The sequence below is a fragment of the gamma proteobacterium symbiont of Axiagastus rosmarus genome (assembly GCF_059730925.1).
This window is the reverse complement of sequence record NZ_AP035926.1, coordinates 34,764-57,160: the sequence shown is the minus strand read 5'-3', so window position 1 is coordinate 57,160 and position 22,397 is coordinate 34,764. Positions and strand designations below refer to the sequence as shown.

The following is a 22,397-nucleotide window of genomic DNA, read 5'->3' as shown; positions in this document are numbered from 1 at the left end:
GACCCGGATACAATTCGATGTCTGGTGTAAGCGAAAAACAGACATGACAAGCAGTTTAAAACTTACACCCTGATGGCTTTATAAAAATGGCATCAATACTAAAATTTACGCTTATCCTGGAATGGAGTTAAACCTGTGAACATAAATATAAGAACCGCCCAGGCAGCTGATATCGATGGCATGTTTCATGTCAGAATCTCAGTTATCGAGAATCATTTAAGTCGTGAGGAAATGCAGCGAATCGGGATTACCGAAAACGTAGTAGCTGATTTGATTGAAAAGAGTTGCTGTGCATGGGTTGCGACTGATAACGAAAAAATTATTGGTTTTTCTATGATTTTACCTGATGAAGGCTGCCTTTTTGCTGCCTTTGTTCTCCCGGAGTACGAAGGCAGGGGTATAGGCCGCAGGCTTGTTGAAATCGCGGAAAAGGAATTATTCAGGCATCATGAGATTGCGTGGCTTGAAACTGACAAAAAAAGTCGTGCAGCAAAATTTTATATACATCTCGGCTGGGCCAATAAAATTGACATCAATGACACTGATATCAGGTTAGAGAAACATCGCTGAGTTGAATCCTCAGCAATATTCATTGATGTCGGCTCCTGGCACAGAGCGCGCCGTCTGGTCAGGTTAGAAACTATTTTGCCCGGTCAATGCTGACATATAGGCATCACCCCAAAGCCGACATTCCAGGCTGGACTTGTCTACTTCAAGGCAGAGATCGACATCCGCGGCGAATCCACGTTGCATCAACTCTATAGCAGACGAACACTCCCGTAGAAGCACCAGGTTTTGCTTCTGGTAATGCTGCCAGACAGCCACCGCAGCCTCTGCTTCTGGTGAGCAATTTTGCCGCCCCATTGCAGCGATAATTCCGCCAGCAGCTACGTAATCCTCAATACTGGGCCGAAGGCTACCATCAGGCCAGCGTTCTCCCGCAGGGATCACCAGAACACGCCCGAAGGAACGGCAGGCATTCGCGGTCGCAGACATGTTTCTGAAACAACCGCTAAAAACTGCTATTCCTGCATCCCTTGCTTTGAATGAAACGGCTGAACCGTTAGGCGATGGGAGGACCAGTTTTTCACCCTCGCTGATGTTTCTTAGCGAAGCCGGCGATAGGCTGTAACCTTCACCGCTGAATCGTCTGTCCGGACTCGCTGTGCTGGCTCCCATTTTCAAACCATATTCAATAGCAGAAGCATCTTTCCAGGGGTACGGATAGACACAGGCACCATTATTGACAGCCATACTGACGCAAGTTGAGAACGACATAACGTCAACAATGACAACGCAGTCGACCTCCCCGGCAAGATGCTCTACCGCAGGCAGGCCCCACTCAAGACGAACCGCAAATTTTTCCTGACTGAACCATTGCACGAGGCTTTCTCCGTTATCCCCACGCCCTGTTTTGCATCACCACCCGGTACCCGTCGGGATCGACGAAGGTTTGCCCATTCACATCCCAGTAAGGATTAAAAGAATTCGTCCGTTTAAAACCCGCTTCAATCATGGTTGCACATGCCAGCTTCCATGCATTTTCATCCGGATAATAGAGGACGAGGAGATCGTCTTCGGTTGGCGCGGGTTGAACGGGATGTCCCGGGCAGCAGGTGAATTCGAGGTGCCAGTCGAGGTCTTTTCGCCCCAGCATCACGCCATTGAAACCGTCGTGATCGTGGAATTCGGCAATTTTTTGCAGACCCAGTCCCTGACTAAACATCAGCACCGATCGTTCAAGCTGGGAGACGGGTCTGGCAATGCGCATGTGCGTAAACATCTGGCTTGACTCCTGAAAACGTTTTTCTGGGTGTTGTTAACCAGGTAGAGTTTACACATGATCGGGCTGGTCATTTGTCGATGAGAGCCTGCGCAACCTGCCTACCCGCGTTGTGCATGTCATGCTACAGCACCGCGGCGGTATAACCGGAGCAGCGGCATCCGTTATTCAGGTTTTCCCGATCGGCGCACTGCGCAGCGGGCGACAAATCAGGGTCATGGCAACGGCGCTGCACAGGGGAAACAGCGCCAGCAGCAGCCAGGGATAAACAGCCTGCGTTGAGGGAATAAGCGCGTTATCCAGCAGCGGTCCAGACATTAAATTTCCGGCCAGCACCGCGAAGCCGCCGGCAGTGGCCAGGGCGCCATAATGTGCACCCAGCGTCGCGGGGTCGGCAAAGCGGGGAATCAAATCTTTGGCCGACGGCACCAGCAGCATCTGGCCGAATGTCAGAAACGTCACCAGACACACCGCAGGGATTAACCGCAGCCAGCCGTCAGGCGGCGTGGTTGACGCGAACAGGGCCACGCTGGCAAACGCGGCGGAGAGCAGCAAAAAACCCACCGGTAAAACTTTTACCGTCCCCACGCGTCGTGCAAAGCGCGCCAGCGGCAGCTGAAAAGCGATGATCAACACCGAGGCCAGCATAAAGAGCGGGCCGAGATCTTTCTCGTTGCCGCCTGCTCGCCGAATCTCCACTGGCAACGCCAGATACAGCTGGTTGTAGCTCAAAAGCCACGAGCTGTAAGCCACGATGAAAGCGACAAAACGCGGCTGGCGGAAGGTCATCCACCAGGGGACAATTTTCAGCGCCTGTTTGCTGTTACCTGTAGCAGGGAGAAAAAAGTACAGCACCATCAGCGCGATGACAAAGACCGCGGCCCCTGCCAGCGCCACCTGGCGGAAACCGAATCCGGTCAGCAGTGCGCCAGCCACCGGGCCCAGTACGGCACCGAGTTCGCCGCACACCGCAAACAGCGCAAACCACTCCGCGCGGCCGCGCTTGCCTTTGGCCTCGCTTTGCGTTCCCGCTTTGGCCAGCAGCGCTTCAATTGACGGAGAAAACAGCGCACCGCCGATGCCCGTCAGACAGGCACCCAGAATGATCGGCCACAGCGATTGCCCCAGTGCCAGCAACAGATAACCCGCAATCCGGACCAGACAGCCACACAGGATAATGATCTTTGCGCCGTACCGGTCAGAGAGCGCCCCACCGAGAAGAAACATCCCCTGCTGGGAGAAGGTGCGTAATCCCAGAATCAGCCCGATAACGCCGCCGGAGAGCAACATATCATCGCGTAAGAATATCGCCAGAAAGGGAACGACCGCGTAAAAGCCAATGTTGAAAACAAACTGGCTGCCCAGCAAAACGCCCGGGCGCAGGGTAGAGACAGGACGCAGCGAGAACGGAAGCATGCTACCTGACCCTAAAGAATAAAATGAATGTGCTTCTTGCCATGAAAGCGGGAGATCTCAATTTTGGTTTTCACCCGGAATACCTGCCAAAGCAGCGCCTCGGTCAGGATATCCTGCGGCGTGCCGGTTGCGATGATTTGACCGTTCTGCATCACGATCAGCGAATCACAGAACATCGATGCGTGGTTGAGATCATGAATGGCGACAATGCTGGTAACCGGTAACTCGCTGATCAGCTGCATTAATTGCATCTGGTGATGGATATCCAGATGGTTGGTGGGTTCGTCCAGCAGAATTTCGCTCGGCGATTGCGCCAGTGCGCGGGCAATGTGCACACGCTGACGTTCGCCACCGGAGAGACTCAGCCATCCCTGCTCACTTTTCTCCAGCATGTCCACGCGCTGCAGGGCGGCCGTCACGGTTTCGTCATCGTGCGCGCTCCAGTTGGAGAATGGCGAATGATGCGGAATGCGCCCCAGTTTCACCACATCGCGCACACGCATATTGGCGTCAGTCATGCCGTGCTGCTCGACGAATGCCACCCGACGACCAAGCTGTTTGCGGGCAATGCGGGCGATATTTTGCCCGTCCAGCGTCACACAGCCGGCATCCGGGCGCCGCAGGCCGGCGAGGATGCGCAGGAGGGAAGATTTGCCGCAGCCGTTAGGACCAATCAGCCCTACCGTTTCACCACGGGAAATGTGCAGCGACACGTTATCGACGATGACCTTTTTTCCGACCTTCCAGCTAATGTTGTCAGCGGAGATACTCATTATTTATTCCCCGAACGCCAGATAATCACCGCAAAGAATGGTACGCCAACCAGCGCGGTCACCACGCCCACCGGCAGGCTTTGCGGGGCAATCAGCAGGCGCGACGCGATATCTGCCAGCACCATCAGAATGGCACCGGCCAGTGCGCTTGCAATCAGCAACGTGCGATGCAGCGGACCAAAGAAGAAACGCATGACATGCGGCACCACCAGGCCAATAAAACCAATTGAACCGGCCATGCTGACGATGGTGGCGGTGATAAGCGCGGTGGCGATAAAGAGCGCAAGGCGCACCTGAGGCACCGCAATACCCAGCGAGGCAGCCGCATCGTCACCAAAAGTGAACGCATCCAGCGCCCGGGAATAGTAGAGGCAAATGGCCAGCCCGATGGTCACTACCACCAGCACCAGCTGGAATTCCGGCCAGCGCACGCCACTGAAGCTGCCCAGCAACCAGAACATCACATCGCGCGCCTGCTGCGCACTGGCAGAAGTGCTGATGGTGTAAGCGGTGATGGCATTAAACAGCTGGGAAGCCGCAACGCCAGCCAGGATGGTGCGTTCATTACCGCCGCGCGCCCCTTTCGTCAGAAAAGCGACAAAGGCAAAGGCGGTGAAGGCGCCGGCAAAGGCTCCCGCCGACAGCGAGACGGCTCCGCTACCGATGCCCAACACCACGACAGAAACCGCCCCGGTGGAGGCACCGGCAGAGACACCGAGCACATAAGGCTCAGCCAGCGCATTCTTCAGCAGGCTCTGCAAAACGGCACCGCAAATCGCCAATCCGGCGCCACAGCATGCCGCCACCAGCGCCCGGCTCAGGCGAAAGTCCCAAATCACACTTTCGTAGATGCGGCTCAGGGGAACGTGCGTGAGCCCCATTTTATTACTGATGGCATAAAAGACGCTTTTTAGCGGGATCGACAGTTCTCCGACGCTGACACCGGTCGCAATCACCAGCAATAATAACGCGACGGCAGCCACCAGCGAGGCGGTCAGGAATAGCCCCTGTCGCGCCTGAACAACAGCGATGGTCATCAGTTCAGTTCCAGTTTTCTCATTTGCTCACCCACCTGTTCGGCTCCGTAGATAGTGCGGATGGTCGGGTTCATGGCCTGGCCATCCATCACCACGATGTGGCCTTTTTTTACCGCATCCAGCTGGCTGACGGCAGGATCGCTTTTCAGGAATTTGATTTTCTCTTCGGCTTTATCCAGCGCCCAGCGATTGCGATCGAGACTGGAGACCACGATCACATCCGGATTGGCAGCAATGATGCTCTCCCAGCTGACCGTCGGCCATTCGGTCTCTGACGTGATGGCATTGTGCCCGCCCAGCACGCTGGCGATGAATCCGGATGGACTGTTTTTACCGCCCACATACGCATCTGCAGACGGTGACGAGCTTGAGAACCAGAACACAAACGAGAGATCTTTTTTGCTGCTACCAAACTCCTGACGCAGTGCCGCTTCACGTTTTTTGAAATCGGCAATCACCGCCTGGCCACGATCTTCCACGTTGAAAATTTTGGCGAAGTCCTGAATCTCCTGATACAGGTACGTCATATCCCACAGCTGCTGGCGACTGCCATACATATCCCCTGCGGCTTTTTTGGTGGCGCACATTCCTGGCGACACATAACTGTTCACGCCAAGGGTGATTAAATCTTCGCGTTTTGCCACCTTGCTCTCGGGTCCCAGCAGCAGCGGCGTCTGGGCAGGAACGAAGTCCGGATTTTGCGCCAGCACGGATTCGAGGGTGGGGATTTCTACCGTCAGCGTTTTGATTTTTGCATTCTGTTCAGCCAGCTGTGGCAACACTTTAGTTGGCCAGAACGCGCTGGCGATGACCTTATCCTGCAGGCCGAGCAGCAGCAAAATTTCTGCGGTATTTTGCCCCAGCGCCACCACGCGCTCAGGCGGTTTGGTGAAGGTCTCTTTATAGCCGCAGTTTTCAATCGTGAGAGGATAGGTGGTCGCTAGCGCAGAACTAACCGATGCAAACACCAAACATAACGTGCAGATGACCTTTTTCATTAACCCCTATCCCCATTGATATTGTTTTGAGAAGCCCGCGCCGCTTTAATGCAAATGAAACTCATTAACGAAGCGGGCTTTTATACAATGGGCACTTTAAGGTGTCAACGGGAGATTGTTTCCCTGAGTTATCATCGTCATGGCCCTGCCAGGATCGCATACCGGACGTTCTGTAAAAGCCTGTCCGCAGCCAGCCGGTCCCCTTCCCTGCTGACGTCACACATTTAATACGCAGAGCGTGCCAGGCCAGCATTCGCTTCGCGGCACCGGTAAGCGGCGTCCACCGATTCAGGCCTGACGCTGACCGCACTCAGCGATGTTTACCGGTTGCCTGCGCTTTTCTGACAGCTGCAGACTGAGCATCGCCAGCAGAATAAAGACCACCGACATGCCGATCAGCCCGTAAAAGCCGGCCAGTGGATATATCCATGATGCGACCGCCGAGCCAAAGCCGATACCGCCAAACATGAAGGCACTGGTCAGCGCCAGCGCAATGCCGCGATGGCGGACTGATGCCAGCTCGACGATCCGGCGCTGCTGGCTGGGCCAGAGCAGATCGGTGGCAAACGCCCAGACCACCAGTGCCGCCAGCAGCATGACTAGCGCTTTCGGCAGCACGGCGATAAGCGCCGTATCGACAATGAGCAGCGTCATGCCGCTCAGCAGCAACTTCTCAGCGGTAAAGCGTGTCGCCGCGCGGGTGACCCAGAGATTGCCCAGCACCCCGGCAACGCCCAGCACGGCCAGCGCCGCAGAGACCGCATGCGTGCCGCCGGCGTAGCTGTCGCGGATGAGCGGCGCGATAAAAGCGTAAAAGCTGTAAACGCCGGAAGTAATAAAAAACACCACCAGGAAAGCCGTCAGGTATTTGCCATCGGCCAGCACGCCGGCCATCTCACGCAGGCGGATGCGCGTCCCGGCACTGTCACCCGGCACCGTCAGCACAATGTTCAGCCCGCTCAGCAGACTCAGCAATCCGACCAGCGCAAACAGGGCTTTCGCGCCCCACAGGCTGGCTACCCAGGCGGCGAGCGGAATACCGGCAAGGCTTGCCATCGATACCCCGAGCAGCACCATGCCGATGGCCCGGCCGCGCTGCTGTTCATGGACCAGTTCGGAGCCCAGCGCAACCAGCACCGGACCGATGAACCCGGCGCCGGCCCCCATCAGGATGCGTGAGGCGAGCAGTGCGTTGTAGCCCGGCGACATCACAAACGCGAAGGCGCCCAGGCTAAACAGCGCAATGCCGGTGAGCACCAGCCGGCGACGGCGCAGGTGACCAAACAGCACCTGCACCAGCGGAGCCGCCAGCGCGAAGGTGAGTCCGAAAACACTCAGTAAGCGCGCGCTCTGCGCATCAGTCAGCTGCCAGGCTGCAGAGATGGCCGGCAGACTGCCAGCGACAGAGAGCGCGCCGGTAGCCTGTACGAAGTAGGCAATGCTCAGCGCACGCAGTGCGCGGCGCTGGGAAGAGGTGATGACAGCGTTCATTATTTCTCTCCGGCATAAACTTCAGGGGCGCTGCCCCTGAAATGTTTACTGAACAGGAATCGGGTTATCCGCTACAGACTGGTTGAACTGATTCACCAGCGTATGCTCGTTCGCGCCCGGGTTATCGCGCACCGGCAGCACGCGGTCGACAATCGCTTCGATGGTGTCGGTACCCAGCTTTTCAAACGTCTCGCTGATGAAGGCGTCCAGTGGCATGGCGCGCGGGTCGCCGCTTTTGTAAATCAGATCGGTATCCACCCACGGCGGTGAAATTTCAATGACCTGCACGCCGGTATCACGCAGCAGGAAGCGCTGCGACAGGGTATAGGAGTGAATTGCGGCCTTGGTGGCCGAGTAAAGCGCGTTGGTCGCCAGCGGCAGGAAGGCCAGCACCGAGCTGTTGTTAATCAGCACCGCGTCCGGCTGCTGCTTCAGGTGTTCGATAAACGCCGCACTGACGCGCACCGGGCCCAGAATGTTGGTGTTGAGCAGCGTCACCGCCTGCGCGTCATCCAGTTCGCCCGCCGCGTTGTCAAACGGCATGATGCCAGCATTATTGATGACCACGTTCAGGGCCGGATAGCGCTCCAGCACACTCTGTGCCGCGGCCTGAATGCTGTCGGCGCGCGTGACGTCCAGCACCACATAGCCCATGCCCGGACTGGCGGCGGTGACTTCCTGCAGCAGCGCCTCGCGGCGTCCGGAGATAATCACCTGGTTGCCCAGCTGATGAAATTTTTCTGCCATTGCGCGGCCGATGCCAGAAGTGCCGCCCGTGATGAAGATGGTGTTATCGGTCAGTTTCATGATCTGATTCCTTAATGGGACAGTTATTGAGATTGCGATTCTGAATAAGGGGGCGTTCAGTGCACAGAGACGGGCCGATAGCGTTCAGCCGGCGCGTCGCTGCCGAGGTGCGGCATCATGGCCTGACGCGCCTGCTCATAGCGGGTCCAGAGCGCTTCGTCCTGCAGGGACGGAATGGTAATGAGCTCGCCGCGGGCGAAGCCGGTGAGCGCCGCATCAACCATCTCCTGCGCGCTCATGACGATGTTCGGGTCAAGCTGGTCAACCGGCAGACCGCCGTTATCCCAGAACGGCGTCGCGGTAGCGCCAGGCAGTACGGCCTGCACCTGGATCCCCTTACCGGCCAGTTCATGGTGCAGCGACTGACTGAACGCCAGCACGTAAGCCTTGCTGCCGCCGTAGACGCCATTCAGCAGCTCAGGCGCAATGCTGACGATCGAGGCGATGTTGATGATGGCGCCGCGCCCGCGCGCCACCATGCCTGGCACCAGCGCATAGGTCAGGCGGGTCAGCGCGATGACGTTGAGATTTATCATGGCGTTCATCTGCGCCACGTCGCTGTCCAGCAATGGGGTATGGGTGCCGATGCCGGCGTTATTCACCAGCAGCGTAATGCTCGCGTCCTGACGCAGCTTTTCTTCCAGCGCGTTCAGCTGTGCGGCATCGGCCAGGTCCGCGGTGATGACTTCCACGCTGCGGCCGCTGTCGGTGGTGATGTGTTCAGCCAGCTGGTTCAGGCGGTTGTGATTGCGGGCCACGATGATCAGGTCATAGCCCATGCGTGCCAGGCGGCCGGCGTACAGTGCGCCCATACCGGTAGAGGCACCGGTGACAACGGCAGTGCCGCGGTTGGTGTGTGTTTGCTGCGTCATGATATTCACCTTGTCAGTTATCGGGTTGGTGAATTCATAGTACGCAGTCGCGCACCGGCGCGGCTGACGAGAAAGGTCGTGATTTCGGACAACATGATGACCGGGATTCCGGCCATCGTGATCAGAAGGCGTTCAGGCGGGACAGGGCGCGTCAGGCTTTACCGGTACGCAGCGACTGCGGCGGGATGCCGTAACCGCGAATGAACACTTCCCGCATATGGCGGCGATCGCGGAAGCCGGATTCACGAGCTATCACCTCCATCGGCAGCCTGCTCTGCTCGATCAGCAAGCGGGCGTTTTCCAGTCGTAATCCCTCAATGGCTTTGGCCGGCGACTTGCCCGTCTCAGAACGGAACAGGCGGCTGAGCTGCCGCGCGCTGAGGTGAACCGCATCCGCAAGGTCTTCGATGGTCAGCGCTTTGCTGAGATTGTTGCGCGCATATTCCAGCGCCGACTGCAGCCGGTCGCTGCGCGGAGACAGCATCAGCATCTCAGAGTGCTGCGTCTGTCCGCCGGAGCGGCGGTGATGCATGACCAGCAGGTGCGCCACGCTGCGCGCCACTTCGGCACCGAGATCTTTCTCCACCATTCCCAGCGCCATATCCAGTCCGGCGGTGAGTCCCGCCGAGGTCCAGATGTGATCGTCAATAATAAAGATGCGGTCTTCTTCTATCCGCGTCGTCGGGTGCAGCAGTTGCAGACTCTGGGCATGTACCCAGTGCGTAGTGGCGCGGCGCTCCGATAACAGACCGGCCTGCCCCAGCACGAATGCGCCGGTACAGATCCCGGCCACCCGGCGGGCCCGGGGCGCCTGCACCTGCAGAAAATCAACGATGCCCGCTGTGGCCGGCAACTCCAGCGGTGTCATTACGCCTGCGACCAGCCAGGTATCCATTTCCATATCTCTATGGATCGGCTGGCTGTCGACGCCGAAGCCGGAAGAGGACTGCACCGCGCCACCGCGCTCTGAATAAACCGTGCAGTGGTAAAACGGTTCGCCGTTTACCTGATTGGCAAACTCAAAAATGCTCAGCGTGGATAATCCCAGAACCTGGAAATGATCGGAAATCAGTAAACCTACCCGGTGCATCATCGTCTCCTTCAGTCGTCCGGCACCGTCTGCCACACTGTGTCCGGCCTGATGTTAAGCAGGGTGAGCCATGACAATAACCCGATTTCGTTCAGCGGTATCACCTGCGGAAAAATAAAAAAGGCGATGACACCGACCTGCTGCGGATCTTCTGCGCCGTTTTATGTTAAGAGTACCCGATCGGGCAGTTCGCCAGGCATAGGGTTTTAAACAGGCGGCCATTGCCCAGGTCATCAATCAGAGAAAAACCATGAAAAAATCGATCGTTCCTGAAGAATTTCAGCACTATTACCATGACTGGCACTTCTCTCCCGTTATCGAAGCCGATGGCACCCTGTATCTTTCCGGGGTGACGGCAGCGCGGAAAGACAAACCGATAAGTACCCACCCTGAAGAACAATTCCATGATGCGTTTTATAAGCTGGGTGTGTATTTAAACGCTGCCGGACTGGACTATGAACATATACTGGAGATGACCACCTTTCATATCGATCTTAAAAAACACATCGGGGTATTTTCTAAGGTCAAAGATGTGTATATCAAAGCCCCCTACCCGGCATGGTCTGCCATCGGCGTGTCAGAGTTCATTCCGGAAAACGCCCTGGTGGAAATGCGGATTGTGGCGAAAAGGGTGCTTCAGGCGGATGGGCAAAAATAACCGCAACCGCCGCTTACGTCACAGGGCTGTGATTACAGCCCTGCTTCTTCGGCAATTATTCGACTTTTCCCTGCATCAGCTGCCGGTATTTCATGCTGTCGTGGTACATCTCATGGAATACACGGTATTTACGGTCGTAATACTCTTTGATTTTGTTGGTCTGCGGCGTGATGGTCTTACCGATGCGGCTCATGGCGGCCATCGCTTCGGGTAAAGAGTCGTACGCACCCGCCGCCACGGTGCCCATCATGGCGCTGCCGAGCAACATGGCTTCACTCTCTTCCGGTAACAGCATTGCGCAGCCCGTCGCGTTGGAATGTTCCTGCACAAAGATGGGATTTTTGGTGCCGCCCCCGCTGGCCATAATGGTATCAATGCAGTAACCACTCTGGTTCATGGTCTCAATAATGTGGCGAGTGCCAAGCGCCAGCGCCTGAATGGTGGCGAGATAATGCAGCGCCATGTCTTCCGGCGTGCGTGACAGTTTCAGGCCAGTCAGCGTGCCGGTCAGGGTCGGATTGGCACGCGGTGAGCGGTTGCCATGGAAATAAGGCAGCATATGAATGTCTTTGGTCAGGAAGGCAATATTCTCGGGTTCTCCCGCCATCTTGCGCAGTATGCCGTTGAGCACTTCATAGATGGTTTTGCCGCTGTCTTTGCCCTGCTTGAGCAGATCCTGATAACACGGATGCGACTGAATCACATGGTCAATCAGCGCGCCGGTGGTAGATTGCCCGCCTTCGTTCAGCCAGTAATCCGGCAAAATCGCCGAATAGTACGGCCCCCAGATGCCGCCGATATAGCGCGCGCTGCGCGACATCGCCATATGGGCCGTGGACGTGCCGCCAATCAGCGCAATGCGGTTGTCAAAATCCGCTGATTCGCCAGATGCGCCGCTGGCACCGAGAATACCGAGGCTGCCGGCGTGCGCATCAATAATCGAAACGCTGACCGCCGTGCCCGCCATTAACCCCATCTCTGCGGCAGCGCGCTGCGTCAGGCCATGCCCCAGCGGCTCACCCATGGTTTTCACTTCGCTGCCGATCTTTGCCGCGTTGTTTTCCAGTAAATCCTCCAGGCCAATCTGGCGGAAATAGCTCGGATCCCAGCGGTCTTCATGGCCGATATAGGTCCATTTGCAGACGGTTGAGCACAGCGATCGCGTAGTATCCTGGGTGGCGCGCCAGGTGAGAAAATCCGGCAGGTCGAACAGATGTCCGACGTTGCTCCAGGTGGTCGGCATGTGCTGTTTCAGCCACAGCAGTTTGGGGGTCTGCATTTCCGGCGAGATAATCCCGCCAACAAACTCCAGCACGCGATGGCCGGTGGCATTGATGCGTTCTGCCTGCGTGATCGCGCGGTGATCCATCCAGACAATAATGTTCTGCTCGCTGCGCCCGGTCGGGCTGACGGTCAGCGGTTTGCCTTCTTTATCCAGCACCACCAGCGAACAGGTGGCGTCAAAACCGATGCCTTTCACCTGAATCGGGTTGATATCCGCCTGACTGACCACGTCTTTAATCGCGTTACACACGGACTGCCAGATCTCATCAGAGGATTGCTCAACAAAATCAGCTTTCGGGCGGTAGAGCGTGATCTCCCGGCTGGCCTGGCCGAGCATACGGCCAGTCATGTCGAAGACGCCCGCGCGGGCGCTGCCGGTTCCTACGTCGACGCCAATAAAATAACTCGCCATGTTCTTTCCTTTCTTGAAAAGCTTTCGCTTATGATTTTCTGTTTTGCAGAGCGATAAACAGGATCAGGACACAACCCCACAGCGCCATGGTCAGGTAACTACTGACGCCCATCAGGTTCAGGCCGCTTTCCAGCATTTGCAGTACGATGAGCGCCAGCACCAGCCCAATCACCCGGCCAAAACCGCCGTCAGGGTTAATGCCGCCAAGCACCGAGGCCAGAATGGTCACCAGCAAATAGGAGTCGCCGTAGCCAGCCTGTGCCGAGTTAAATTTGGACATCATCAGCAGTGCCGCGCCCCACCCCAGCAGAGCTGAAAGCACGTACACCGCGATGGTGACTTTATGCGTGTTGACCCCGCTGAACCGCGTCGCCTGCTCGCTGGAACCCATCAGATACAGGCTGCGGCCGAGCGTAGTGTGTTCCAGAAATACCCACAGCAGCAGCGCCACCAGCAGGAATAACACCAGGGCGACCGGGATACCCAGCAGGCTGCCGTTGCTGAGGTACTGAATCACCGGCGGGAAGCCGGAAATGACCGCGCCGTTGGTCAGCAGAATATTCAGTCCGGCGATCAGCGTCATGGTGCCGAGGGTTGCCAGAATCGGTGAAACCCCGATAAAGGCAATCAGCGCGCCATTGAGCACCCCAATCACCAGCGCCACACCCAGACCCGCAAGCAGCGCCAGTGCGACATATTCCGGCTGGTTCGGATGCGCCACCAGAATCGCCGCCATCACCAGTGAACACGCGTTGGCACCGGCAATGATCGAAAGGTTGATCCCGCCGGTCAGCATGGTAATGCCCATCCCCAGCGCCAGCATGCCCAGAATCGGTAACTGCGAGGAGATCGACTGGAAATTGCCGACGCTGTAAAAGCTGCCACCCAGCGTAAAGGAGAACAGCACGGCAACGGCCACGATGATCAGCAACTGCAAACGAATGATGCGGTCGCCGGGGAAGAATCGGTTTAACGTCGTCATGTCACATCCCCTTCGCCAGTTTGCGTTTTTCGTTCCACGCGGTGCTGCTAATGCTGACCAGAATGATCGCGCCGCTGAACACCTGATGCCAGTAAGATGAAATGCTCAGCAGGGTCATGCCATTTTGCAGGAAGGCCAGCAGCATCACGCCCAGAATGGTACCGGTTAGCGAGCCGCGCCCGCCGGTCATGCTGGTGCCGCCTAATACCACCGCCGCCAGCACCGTCAGTTCATAACCGAGCAGGGAATTGGGCGCTACCGACTGGGTAATTTGCGCCTGTACCACGGCAGCAATACCCGCCAGCAATCCCATAAAACCGTAAACGTAAAAATGCAGTCGCAGGATGTTCAGACCAAGACGCGATGCGGCGTCACGGTTGCTGCCCATGGCGTAAATCTGGCGGCCCACGCGGGTGCGATTCATCAGGACGCCGGTAACGATGATCACCCCCAGCAGGCAAAGCAGCGGCAGGGTCAGGCCATAGTCGTAACCGTCGGCGGCGGTGAAGGAGAACCAGCTGATCCCGTTCATAAACCAGTCGGGGAAACCGTACAACCAGGTACCGTTAGTCAGATACACCAGCAAACCGTAAAACAGGTTGAGCGTCGCGATGGTGATAATGATGGCCGGCACGCGCAGCCAGTACACCAGAAAACCATTGACCAGGCCGAGCAGCAACCCGATCCCCATCGACATGGCAAACGCCAGCGGAAAGCTGCCGCCGTGATGAATGATATAGCTCGCCATCACGTACTGACCGATGGAGGTGACAGCGGGAAAGGAGATGTCGATGCCGCCGGCAATCAGCACCACAAACAGTCCACAGGCCAGAATGCCCAGAATGGCATAGCTGGTGGCGACGTCTGTCAGGTTACCCAGCGTCATAAATTCACTGCTGCTGGCGCTCAGACCCACCACCAGCAGCAGCACCAGTAATCCCAGCCAGAATTCGTGCTGGGTAAACAGTTTCGATAGCGATTTGTTACCCATTAATCACCTCCGCAATCTGCGCTTCGCTGCTCTGATGCGGCGCGAACTCCGCTACCAGTTCGCCTTTGCGCATCACCAGCACGCGATGGCTGTTGTAATACGCTTCCGGAATTTCATCGCAAATCATCAGCACCGCCATGCCGGATTCCGCCAGATCGCGGGCAATGCGGTAAATGCCTTCTTTATTGGCAATATCCACCCCTACCGTTGGTGAATCGAGGATCAGGATATGGGGCCGCGTCGCCACCCATTTGGCGATGGCGATACGTTGTGCATTGCCGCCGGAGAGCGTTTTAACCGGTAAACTGCTGTCCGGGACTTTAATGTTCAGGTCACGGATCAGGTCTTTAACCACCGCCGCGGCTTTGCGGTGATCCATTAATCCGGTGCCGGTATGCAGCTTGTCGAAAATCGATACCAGCGTATTGTCATAAATGGATTGATCCATGATGAGCCCCTGCGTCAGTCGGTCTTCCGACACATAGGCGATGCCGTGACGAATGGCGTCGCGGTTAGAGTGGAATTTCACCACTTTGCCGTTGATGCGAATCTCTCCGCTGTCCGGCTGGCTCATGCCAAACAGGCTCAGACAGAGTTCCGTGCGGCCCGAACCGAGCAGGCCAATAATCGACGTGATCTCTCCCTGGCGCAGCGACAGCGAAATATCGTGGTACTGCCCTTTGCGGCTCAGCTGGCTGATTTCCAGCAGTGGCGTCACATCGGCGGGCGCCCGGTGCGGCAGATGGCTGTAGGTGAAACGCTGCCCGGTCATCAGGAACGCCAGCTCATGGCTGTCGAGTTCACTGGCCGGATAGGTGCCGACCAGTTTGCCGTCGCGCATGACGCTGATACGATCGGCGACTTCCATCACTTCATCGAGACGGTGACTAACGAACACCACGCAGATTCCGGCGGCTTTGAGTTCATTCACCACCCGCAGCAGACCATTAACCTCGCTGCGGGTCAGTGACGCTGTCGGTTCATCCATAATCACCAGACTGGCATCAGCAGCGATGGCACGGCATATTGCCACTAACTGGCGGTCAGCGATCGACAGCTTTTCAACTTTACGATCCGGATCCAGAGCAACGCCGACCCGTTGCATCGCCGCCAGCGCTTTTTTGCGCATTGACTCGCGATGTACCCAGAAATCACCGCCCGGTAAATAGCGGTGAATAACGATATTTTCGGCGACTGACAGATTGGGAAATAACGACAAATCCTGATAAATAACCTGAATGCCGTAATAAGAAGACAGCTGTGGCGTCAGGGTATGAAAGAGTTTTCCGTCCAGCGTGATGGCCGCGCCTTTTTCCGGTTGATAAACCCCGGAAATGACTTTAATTATGGTGCTTTTGCCGCAGCCATTCTGCCCGGCCAGACAATGCACTTCACCTTTATTCAGCGTCAGGCTGACATTATCCAGTGCTAATACGCCGGGGAACTTTTTACTGATTTTTTCGAGGCTGATAAAGGCCTCAGCATTGGCGGGGGACGTGCTGAGCGTATTCATCATAGATCCTTAAGCCTGCCCATCCTATTTCCAGTCGGGTATTGGCGATGCTCGCTTATCCGAATCATTTATATCTCATCGAATTTCACTGACTTTCGCCGCGCCTGACGCGAATTATTCAGGGTATATGTTTTCAATCTCTGAGTAGAAGTTCAGATACAGCACAACATACAACGCCGTATCTGTTTCTATTTGCCTGGTGTGGCGCTGGAGATAATCTATCTCCGTTAAATTAAGGTGTTAAACATTCTGATCAGAAGCCAAGTGATTTCGCATTCTCTGGCGTTACTTCGAGAATTTTATTAAAGCGAATCACTTTCTTATCCATATCGACGTCGGCTTTGCCCAGACCTTCAATGCTCAGGTCTTCAGTGACTTCTTTACCCTGCAGCAGCTGATCGGCGACCGAAACCAGGGCGTAACCGGCATCTTTTGGATCCCACAGCAGGACTTTTTTGATGTCACCGCGCATCAGATATGGCGCAGCCTGAGCCGGCATAGCGATACCGACAACCGCGATCTTGTTTTTCGCGCGCTTCTGCTGAACCGCCTGACCGGCACCTATCGGACCGAGCGAGCCGAAGCCGATAATTCCTTTCAGATCAGGATAGGTTTTCATCAAATCCAGCGTGGTGGAGTATGACTTATCAATATTTTCAGCCACTGGCAGGCGTGACGTGACTTCATGCATGTCCGGGTATTTTTCTTTCTGATATTTGATCGCCGCGTTGGCCCACGCATTATGTAATGGCACGGTCAAAGAGCCGACATAAATGGCATAACCGCCTTTGCCACCCATATCTTTTGCCAGCTCGTCCATATTGGCTTGCGCATATTTCTGGCTGTCGATGGTTTCAACATCCCACTGACCAATTTGCTGGTCCGGCGATTCATGGGTTAATACCACGATGCCCTGGTCGCGCGCTTTTTTCAGTACCGGCTCCAGTACTTTGGCATCGTTTGGCACCACAATGATGGCGTCAACTTTTTTGGCAATCAGATCTTCAATCACCTTGACCTGCTGCGCCGGATCGGGCGTCGAGGCGCCAACCTGATAGGCGTTGACATCCAGTTTCTGCGCGGCTTCTTTTACGCCGACTTCCATGCGGGTGAACCACGGAATACCGGTAACTTTGGCCACCACGGCGATATCATAAGGTTTGGCAGCGAATGAGGGTGTTGTGAATAACATGCACGCTGAAACCACACATGCACTGACTAATGCGAGGTTAAATTTCATTTTGGTACCTTTCTGATGAGGTTCTGATATAGGGAACAGGCGGTTGCTATTTAATTCACGCTCAGAGATTAACTTACCCGTACATAGGTTTTCGCGGGGATGTGATGGAAATGTGAGCGAAGCCCATAAATGCTAAATTATATAATTTTAAATGTTAAATAAATGTTAATTTATAGAGGGTTCTGGCACGATTTTGAGCTTTATAATAGCTTTCACTGCCATTTTGCAACATTAAAATATCTAATAATTAACAATAATGTTACATACAAAACACCACGCTAAGGGTTTTACGACTGAAAAGTCACCGCGGTGTCTTTTAAATTGCACGGATTGTGAACAGCGTCACGGGAGCAGGCGCAGAGGTTTTGCACTGCCTGTGCAGATGCTCGGGCACGATGAAACCACATCCGCACCAGGGGCAGATCGGGCATGCACGCAGCTATAATTCCTTATGAGCGAGGAGCGGACAGCGCTCAAAGATCACTCTCATACTCGATAGCCTCTTTAATTTTCGCCAGGGCCTCGCTCAACTGACTCATCGTGACTGAGCCAAGCGCCAGACGAATAGCATGCGGCACACAGTTTGAAGTGCTGAAAGGCTCTGCTGTGGAAACAGAGATATTTTGCTGCATCAATCGATGTACAAGCCTGTCAGCCCTCACTTCCTGAGGCAGTGATAACCAGATAAAGTAAGCGTTGGCATGGCTTACCCATTCACTGTTCACAAGTATTTTGCGCGCCAGCGCCTGCCGCTGACGCGCGTCCCGTCTTTTCAGCGCCTCAAAGCGTTTAAGTGTGCCATCTTTAATCCAGTCGCAGACAATCGAAACCATGAGGGAGGGAGTATTCCAGGTCGTTGCCCTGATGGCTCGCTCCAGGGCGATTCGCATTTCAGCGGGACACACCACAGCACCGACGCGCAGGCCAGTGGCAACGCTTTTAGCAAAACCGGTAACATAAACGGTTCTTTCGGGCGCATAAGTGGCAAGCGGCGGCGGTGGACGACGGACAAGAAATGCATAGGCCGCGTCTTCGATGATAAGAAGATCGAACGTTCTGGCAATCCGGGCCAGCTCCCTGCGCTGGGCATCATTCATAACCCAGCCAAGCGGGTTATGCAGTGTTGGCATGGTATATACCGCGCGCAGGCGCCGGCGTTGGCAGATTTGCCTGAATGCCGTCAGGTCCGGTCCACTGGCATCAGTGGGTATCGCCACCAGTTCCAGATGATAGAGGCTGGCCAGGGCTTTGAAGCCAGGATAGGTCAGAGCATCTACAGCCACCACATCCCCGGGTTTCAGCAGCCCCATAACAGCAACGCTAAGACCGTGCTGCGCGCCATTTACAATCAAAACCTCATCAGCAGACGCGGTCATGCCGGAGGCATTGAGCCATAACGCGATTGTCTCCCTGTCGCTTTGCCTGCCAGCGTGCGGCTGGTAACGCAACAGTGAAGCCAGATCGCCAGATGTGGCCAGCTGTCGCATTGCCTGGCGTAACCGTTCCGCCTGGTCCGGTAGCGTAGGATAGTTGAAGTTCAGATCGAGCACGTCAGACGCCACTGCGTACTGATCCAAACCCAGCCCGGCGGGCAGCGAAATTTCCCTGACAAATGTTCCTCTTCCGGTTTCTCCGCTCACCAGCCCCATGGCTTCCAGCTCAGCGTAAACGCGGGTAGCCGTTGCCAGTGACACGTGCTTTTCAGCCGACAGCGCTCTGTGGGTAGGCAGGCGGGCGCCCGGCAGGAGCGCGCCTGTTCGTATCGCGGAAGCGAATTCATCCACGATGACTTTGTATCGAGCTTTCATGAATTGTATCTATGACAATTATTTGATTGTCCTGAATGCTGGTACTTAGCATGGGGGCTGTCAACGTTATCTGTTAAAACATTTATCGAACTTAATGAGGTCTGTTGTGACAGTTACCAGGGTAAAAAATACACATTCTGGCCTGAAATCAGGTTGGCTGAACGGGCTGACCGGCGTGATCATCTTCAGTGGCTCTTTGCCCGCAACACGCATAGCAGTGCGGGAAATGGATCCCTTTTTTCTGACTTTTTCTCGCGCTTCAATTGCCGGTGTACTGGCCATTATGCTGATTCTCTTTTTAAGTCAGGCTCGTCCTCAGCGGCATCAGCTGATTTCTCTGGTTGTCGTTGCTGCAGGTGTAGTGGTTGGTTTTCCTCTTCTGACAGCCATGGCGCTGCAGCACGTTACCTCGGCTCACTCTATTGTCTTCCTCGGTCTGCTACCCATGGCGACGGCTATTTTCGGCGTTGTCAGAGGAGGCGAAAGGCCCAGGCTGGCTTTCTGGATTTTTTCAGTCGCCGGCAGCCTGCTGGTGATGGGATTTGCCCTACTCCAGAAAGGTTCTGTATCAGTAACCGGCGATCTTCTGATGCTGGCTTCCGTGATTGTGTGTGGCCTCGGCTATGCCGAAGGTGCAAAGCTTTCGCGTGAATTGGGAGGATGGCAGGTTATCTGCTGGGCACTGATTATTTCCCTGCCGTTGATGCTTGTTGCCACCCTGGAGACCTTGCCGGAGCGCATTGGCGAAATAAGCCTGCAGGCGTGGCTTTCACTGGGATATGTATCGCTATTCAGTATGCTGATTGGTTTCATTTTCTGGTACAGGGGACTGGCTGCGGGCGGCATCGCCGCTGTGGGACAATTACAGTTGCTGCAGCCATTCTTTGGTCTCGGACTTTCAGCAACGTTACTGTCTGAAACGGTAAGTCCGATGATGATTTTCATAACGCTGGGCGTAATCCTTTGTGTCATTGGCTCGCGCAGGTTTGCACATTAGGTCTTAGCCTCCTGTCGTTTGGATTTATGTAAAGTGTCCACGTTGACCAAAAAGTGGACCACGACATGCGACGATCAGCCAGATTCTTAATAGTGGAACAGTTCATGCTATAAACGATTTAACTTTTCATTCACCGACGATTGAGGAAATTTTCATGTTTGCGGTTGAGGAAATAAAAGTGAAGTATCCTGGCGCAGTTGCCTGGCAAATGGGTGACAGCGCGGAACTGGCCAGCAAGCTGGCGGAACTGGTAAAAAAAGGCATCAAAACAGCTTCCTGCGGATCGTTTACCGCTTACCAGCAGGAGGAGTCTGCTCCGAAGATTGGGAGCTATAACATTATTCTTGATGGTCAGAATACCCCGGTCTGTGTGATCAGATTGATTTCACTACGGCTGGTGCGTTTTTGTGATGTAACAGAAGAGTTTGCCCGCAAAGAAGGTGAAGGCGATTTAAGTCTTGAATTCTGGCAGAAAGAACACCAGCGATTTTTTAGCCGTGAAGGTCATTTTTCAGAAGATATGGAGTTGATTGCTGAAGAATTTGAAGTGGTAGAAGTGCTGTAAGATCAGGAAAAAGTCCAGCATTTTATCGGCGGCCATCAATAATAATGTCCGCTTTTAGCTTACAGAGGACTTAGCACAAGTCCATTTCTGCTATGAGCGCGAAGCGGTCATCCGCTGTTTATCGACAAAAAATGCAGGCTTATAGCGTGGTTGCTTATTTATCAATGGGAAGCTGGTTTCTGTACATCTGTTGCTGTGTATGAATCGTAAATACATAGTTTAAACCGAATTGCATAGTGCTTGTTCCTGTACAAATCCCATCGCATTTATTGTGTAGCAATAAAGCTTTCTTTTCATATAGTTGGATGGCCAATTTTCGAAACTCAGCAGGTAATCGAATGATCTTAAGTGTTAATCACGTTGGTTTTTCAGTTAAAAACATTGAAGACTCCGTGTTCTTCTGGACTCATATCCTTGGAGGTGAATTAATACGCGAAGGAAAAATGTCTGGACCCATAATCGATGAAGTCACAGGTGCAAGGGGAGCTGATGTACGGATGGCTTTGCTTGAACTGGCTGGTATCAAAATTGAATTACTACAATATAGTAATATAGAGCAGCCAGCAGAACCTTCAGCACCTTATATCCCAGGCTACGCTCACCTTGCTTTTACAGTTGAAGATCTTGATACACTGTTGAGCAAAGCATCGGACTATGGCTGGAAGACGCCGGGTAAACCTCAGACAGTGTTGTCAGGCCCCATGAAGGGAACCAGAGTAATATATTTACAAAGCCCTGATGGTCAGACGCTTGAATTAATGGAGCTTAGTCATTTAAGCCCATAGATTATCATCTGTTATCCTCTAATTAAAACAGTGACGTTTTCGATGTCCGCTTCTGACACACAGCCGACAACAATCGCTTTACCCGGCAGGCCATAGAAGATCATGAACCGATCTGTTTTGCAAAAACACGGCGATTAGCACTACATCAGCGAGACATGCTTCTGCTTTAAAACCATGCGCAGTTCTTTATCAGGCTCGCCATCGACAATCAGCGTACTGGCCAGATCCAGATCCCCAATCGCGAAGGCGGAGGCGGAATTGAGTTTCTCTTTTGACACCATGACAACGGTCTCGGCGGCTCTCCCCGCCAGCGCGCGTTTTATGCCGGCCTCTTCATAGTTGCCGGTCGTGAGGCCGGCGGTTTTATGCACGCCGGTAACGCCCATAAAAAACAGATCGGCATTAATACGCGCAGCTGCCTCATGAACAGCCGATCCCACCGCGACCACCGAGTGGCGATAGAGCAGCCCGCCCAGGGTTATCACTTCTACCCGCGGAAAATCCACCAGCGCAACTGCAATACCGGGGCTGTGGGTGATCGCCGTGAAAGCCAGGTCTGCTGGCAGCAACTGCACCAGTTCTGCGGTGGTGGTTCCGCCGTCAATAATCACTACCTGCCCGGGTTGAATCAGCTTCACCGCCTTTTGCGCCACACACTGTTTGGAACTCATTTGCACGTTTTTGCGTTTTTCGAAGGATGCCAGCGCGGCTGAAACCGGCAGCGCGCCGCCGTGCACGCGCTGTAACAGCCCTTCAGCGGCCAGCTCGCGCAAATCGCGGCGTATTGAGTCCTCGGATATACCAAAACGCTGACTGAGCTCACCTGACATCACCTGATTTTCAGCCGCCAGAATCTTCAGAATCTGTTGTTTACGCTGGCTCGATAGCATAATTA

Annotated in this window: 22 protein-coding genes; 5 read left to right on the top strand and 17 right to left on the bottom strand. The window is 54.8% G+C overall.

The features are described from left to right. The first annotated feature begins 135 nt into the window (after positions 1 to 135). A complete protein-coding gene (locus AC6I8F_RS19695) occupies positions 136 to 570 on the top strand; it encodes a GNAT family N-acetyltransferase (RefSeq protein WP_498028941.1) in 435 nt (144 codons plus the stop codon). Positions 571 to 633: 63 nt separating this feature from the next. Here the strand turns inward: AC6I8F_RS19695 and AC6I8F_RS19690 are convergent, their stop codons facing one another. The 10 genes from AC6I8F_RS19690 to AC6I8F_RS19645 form a co-directional block, all read right to left on the bottom strand. Further along, on the bottom strand, positions 634 to 1,383 hold the full coding sequence (locus AC6I8F_RS19690) for a 2-phosphosulfolactate phosphatase (protein ID WP_127835074.1): 750 nt from the start codon (positions 1,381 to 1,383) through the stop codon (positions 634 to 636). 13 nt (positions 1,384 to 1,396) lie between these two features. Continuing rightward, the gene (locus AC6I8F_RS19685; protein WP_127835073.1) at positions 1,397 to 1,783 is read right to left on the bottom strand and encodes a VOC family protein; all 387 of its coding nucleotides are present in this window, start codon (positions 1,781 to 1,783) and stop codon (positions 1,397 to 1,399) included. Between the two features lie 168 nt (positions 1,784 to 1,951). Next, positions 1,952 to 3,199 carry an MDR family MFS transporter gene (locus tag AC6I8F_RS19680; protein ID WP_127835072.1) on the bottom strand — a complete coding sequence of 416 codons (1,248 nt, stop codon included), beginning with the start codon at positions 3,197 to 3,199 and terminating at the stop codon, positions 1,952 to 1,954. Positions 3,200 to 3,210: 11 nt separating this feature from the next. Next, the gene (gene eitC, locus AC6I8F_RS19675) at positions 3,211 to 3,972 is read right to left on the bottom strand and encodes a siderophore ABC transporter ATP-binding protein EitC (protein WP_058781975.1); all 762 of its coding nucleotides are present in this window, start codon (positions 3,970 to 3,972) and stop codon (positions 3,211 to 3,213) included. Beyond that, complete coding sequence (locus AC6I8F_RS19670) at positions 3,972 to 5,009, bottom strand: FecCD family ABC transporter permease (RefSeq protein ID WP_498028940.1); 1,038 nt, start codon at positions 5,007 to 5,009, stop codon at positions 3,972 to 3,974. The genes eitC and AC6I8F_RS19670 overlap by 1 nt, the downstream gene beginning before the upstream one ends. Beyond that, the gene (gene eitA / locus AC6I8F_RS19665) at positions 5,009 to 6,007 is read right to left on the bottom strand and encodes a siderophore ABC transporter substrate-binding protein EitA (RefSeq protein WP_211725605.1); all 999 of its coding nucleotides are present in this window, start codon (positions 6,005 to 6,007) and stop codon (positions 5,009 to 5,011) included. The genes AC6I8F_RS19670 and eitA overlap by 1 nt, the downstream gene beginning before the upstream one ends. Before the next feature lie 288 nt (positions 6,008 to 6,295). Next, positions 6,296 to 7,498, bottom strand: a complete 1,203-nt coding sequence (locus tag AC6I8F_RS19660) for an MFS transporter (protein ID WP_498028939.1) — start codon at positions 7,496 to 7,498, stop codon at positions 6,296 to 6,298. A 45-nt stretch (positions 7,499 to 7,543) separates the two neighbouring features. Then, the gene (locus AC6I8F_RS19655) at positions 7,544 to 8,305 is read right to left on the bottom strand and encodes an SDR family oxidoreductase (protein WP_104093497.1); all 762 of its coding nucleotides are present in this window, start codon (positions 8,303 to 8,305) and stop codon (positions 7,544 to 7,546) included. Positions 8,306 to 8,361: 56 nt separating this feature from the next. After that, positions 8,362 to 9,177, bottom strand: a complete 816-nt coding sequence (locus AC6I8F_RS19650; RefSeq protein ID WP_127835070.1) for an SDR family NAD(P)-dependent oxidoreductase — start codon at positions 9,175 to 9,177, stop codon at positions 8,362 to 8,364. Positions 9,178 to 9,328: 151 nt separating this feature from the next. Further along, a complete protein-coding gene (locus AC6I8F_RS19645; RefSeq protein WP_104187691.1) occupies positions 9,329 to 10,267 on the bottom strand; it encodes a GlxA family transcriptional regulator in 939 nt (312 codons plus the stop codon). Positions 10,268 to 10,517: 250 nt separating this feature from the next. On the opposite strand from AC6I8F_RS19645, the gene AC6I8F_RS19640 reads away from it, so the two are divergent. Next, positions 10,518 to 10,925 carry a Rid family hydrolase gene (locus tag AC6I8F_RS19640; protein WP_021508771.1) on the top strand — a complete coding sequence of 136 codons (408 nt, stop codon included), beginning with the start codon at positions 10,518 to 10,520 and terminating at the stop codon, positions 10,923 to 10,925. 55 nt (positions 10,926 to 10,980) lie between these two features. Here the strand turns inward: AC6I8F_RS19640 and AC6I8F_RS19635 are convergent, their stop codons facing one another. The 6 genes from AC6I8F_RS19635 to AC6I8F_RS19610 form a co-directional block, all read right to left on the bottom strand. Then, positions 10,981 to 12,621: an FGGY-family carbohydrate kinase gene (locus AC6I8F_RS19635; protein WP_104187689.1), complete on the bottom strand. Its 1,641-nt coding sequence runs from the start codon at positions 12,619 to 12,621 to the stop codon at positions 10,981 to 10,983. Between the two features lie 28 nt (positions 12,622 to 12,649). Next, the gene (locus tag AC6I8F_RS19630; protein ID WP_058758909.1) at positions 12,650 to 13,603 is read right to left on the bottom strand and encodes an ABC transporter permease; all 954 of its coding nucleotides are present in this window, start codon (positions 13,601 to 13,603) and stop codon (positions 12,650 to 12,652) included. A gap of 1 nt (position 13,604) precedes the next feature. Beyond that, a complete protein-coding gene (locus AC6I8F_RS19625; protein WP_021508774.1) occupies positions 13,605 to 14,594 on the bottom strand; it encodes an ABC transporter permease in 990 nt (329 codons plus the stop codon). Next, the gene (locus AC6I8F_RS19620; protein ID WP_127835124.1) at positions 14,587 to 16,107 is read right to left on the bottom strand and encodes a sugar ABC transporter ATP-binding protein; all 1,521 of its coding nucleotides are present in this window, start codon (positions 16,105 to 16,107) and stop codon (positions 14,587 to 14,589) included. Before AC6I8F_RS19620 ends, AC6I8F_RS19625 begins: the two co-directional genes overlap by 8 nt. A 253-nt stretch (positions 16,108 to 16,360) precedes the next feature. Continuing rightward, positions 16,361 to 17,347, bottom strand: coding sequence for an autoinducer 2 ABC transporter substrate-binding protein (locus AC6I8F_RS19615; RefSeq protein ID WP_498028938.1), 987 nt, complete (start codon positions 17,345 to 17,347; stop codon positions 16,361 to 16,363). Positions 17,348 to 17,820: 473 nt separating this feature from the next. Next, entirely contained in the window at positions 17,821 to 19,155 is a 1,335-nt protein-coding gene (locus AC6I8F_RS19610; protein WP_282997028.1) for an aminotransferase-like domain-containing protein, read from the bottom strand. Positions 19,156 to 19,249: 94 nt separating this feature from the next. On the opposite strand from AC6I8F_RS19610, the gene AC6I8F_RS19605 reads away from it, so the two are divergent. From AC6I8F_RS19605 to AC6I8F_RS19595, 3 genes are all read left to right on the top strand, one after another. Further along, positions 19,250 to 20,152, top strand: coding sequence for a DMT family transporter (locus tag AC6I8F_RS19605; RefSeq protein WP_498028937.1), 903 nt, complete (start codon positions 19,250 to 19,252; stop codon positions 20,150 to 20,152). 154 nt (positions 20,153 to 20,306) lie between these two features. Beyond that, positions 20,307 to 20,717 (top strand): ASCH domain-containing protein, encoded by a 411-nt coding sequence (locus tag AC6I8F_RS19600; RefSeq protein WP_498028936.1) that lies wholly within the window; start codon positions 20,307 to 20,309, stop codon positions 20,715 to 20,717. 338 nt (positions 20,718 to 21,055) lie between these two features. Next, entirely contained in the window at positions 21,056 to 21,502 is a 447-nt protein-coding gene (locus AC6I8F_RS19595; protein ID WP_059010027.1) for a VOC family protein, read from the top strand. Positions 21,503 to 21,642: 140 nt separating this feature from the next. Here AC6I8F_RS19595 and AC6I8F_RS19590 read toward each other — a convergent pair whose 3' ends face one another. Continuing rightward, the gene (locus AC6I8F_RS19590) at positions 21,643 to 22,392 is read right to left on the bottom strand and encodes a DeoR/GlpR family DNA-binding transcription regulator (protein ID WP_150058828.1); all 750 of its coding nucleotides are present in this window, start codon (positions 22,390 to 22,392) and stop codon (positions 21,643 to 21,645) included. Between the last annotated feature and the right edge of the window lie 5 nt (positions 22,393 to 22,397).

What these genes read in the sequence shown, in the direction of transcription:
- eitC (WP_058781975.1), bottom strand. Translation starts at nt 3,972, where the DNA reads ATGAGTATCTCCGCTGACAACATTAGCTGGAAGGTCGGAAAAAAGGTC.
- AC6I8F_RS19640 (WP_021508771.1), top strand. Translation starts at nt 10,518, where the DNA reads ATGAAAAAATCGATCGTTCCTGAAGAATTTCAGCACTATTACCATGAC.
- AC6I8F_RS19625 (WP_021508774.1), bottom strand. Translation starts at nt 14,594, where the DNA reads ATGGGTAACAAATCGCTATCGAAACTGTTTACCCAGCACGAATTCTGG.
- AC6I8F_RS19645 (WP_104187691.1), bottom strand. Translation starts at nt 10,267, where the DNA reads ATGCACCGGGTAGGTTTACTGATTTCCGATCATTTCCAGGTTCTGGGA.
- AC6I8F_RS19650 (WP_127835070.1), bottom strand. Translation starts at nt 9,177, where the DNA reads ATGACGCAGCAAACACACACCAACCGCGGCACTGCCGTTGTCACCGGT.
- AC6I8F_RS19600 (WP_498028936.1), top strand. Translation starts at nt 20,307, where the DNA reads ATGTTTGCGGTTGAGGAAATAAAAGTGAAGTATCCTGGCGCAGTTGCC.
- AC6I8F_RS19610 (WP_282997028.1), bottom strand. Translation starts at nt 19,155, where the DNA reads ATGAAAGCTCGATACAAAGTCATCGTGGATGAATTCGCTTCCGCGATA.
- AC6I8F_RS19660 (WP_498028939.1), bottom strand. Translation starts at nt 7,498, where the DNA reads ATGAACGCTGTCATCACCTCTTCCCAGCGCCGCGCACTGCGTGCGCTG.
- AC6I8F_RS19635 (WP_104187689.1), bottom strand. Translation starts at nt 12,621, where the DNA reads ATGGCGAGTTATTTTATTGGCGTCGACGTAGGAACCGGCAGCGCCCGC.
- AC6I8F_RS19655 (WP_104093497.1), bottom strand. Translation starts at nt 8,305, where the DNA reads ATGAAACTGACCGATAACACCATCTTCATCACGGGCGGCACTTCTGGC.
- AC6I8F_RS19680 (WP_127835072.1), bottom strand. Translation starts at nt 3,199, where the DNA reads ATGCTTCCGTTCTCGCTGCGTCCTGTCTCTACCCTGCGCCCGGGCGTT.
- AC6I8F_RS19590 (WP_150058828.1), bottom strand. Translation starts at nt 22,392, where the DNA reads ATGCTATCGAGCCAGCGTAAACAACAGATTCTGAAGATTCTGGCGGCT.
- AC6I8F_RS19670 (WP_498028940.1), bottom strand. Translation starts at nt 5,009, where the DNA reads ATGACCATCGCTGTTGTTCAGGCGCGACAGGGGCTATTCCTGACCGCC.
- AC6I8F_RS19620 (WP_127835124.1), bottom strand. Translation starts at nt 16,107, where the DNA reads ATGAATACGCTCAGCACGTCCCCCGCCAATGCTGAGGCCTTTATCAGC.
- AC6I8F_RS19615 (WP_498028938.1), bottom strand. Translation starts at nt 17,347, where the DNA reads ATGAAATTTAACCTCGCATTAGTCAGTGCATGTGTGGTTTCAGCGTGC.
- AC6I8F_RS19685 (WP_127835073.1), bottom strand. Translation starts at nt 1,783, where the DNA reads ATGTTTACGCACATGCGCATTGCCAGACCCGTCTCCCAGCTTGAACGA.
- AC6I8F_RS19595 (WP_059010027.1), top strand. Translation starts at nt 21,056, where the DNA reads ATGATCTTAAGTGTTAATCACGTTGGTTTTTCAGTTAAAAACATTGAA.
- AC6I8F_RS19630 (WP_058758909.1), bottom strand. Translation starts at nt 13,603, where the DNA reads ATGACGACGTTAAACCGATTCTTCCCCGGCGACCGCATCATTCGTTTG.
- AC6I8F_RS19605 (WP_498028937.1), top strand. Translation starts at nt 19,250, where the DNA reads ATGAGGTCTGTTGTGACAGTTACCAGGGTAAAAAATACACATTCTGGC.
- eitA (WP_211725605.1), bottom strand. Translation starts at nt 6,007, where the DNA reads ATGAAAAAGGTCATCTGCACGTTATGTTTGGTGTTTGCATCGGTTAGT.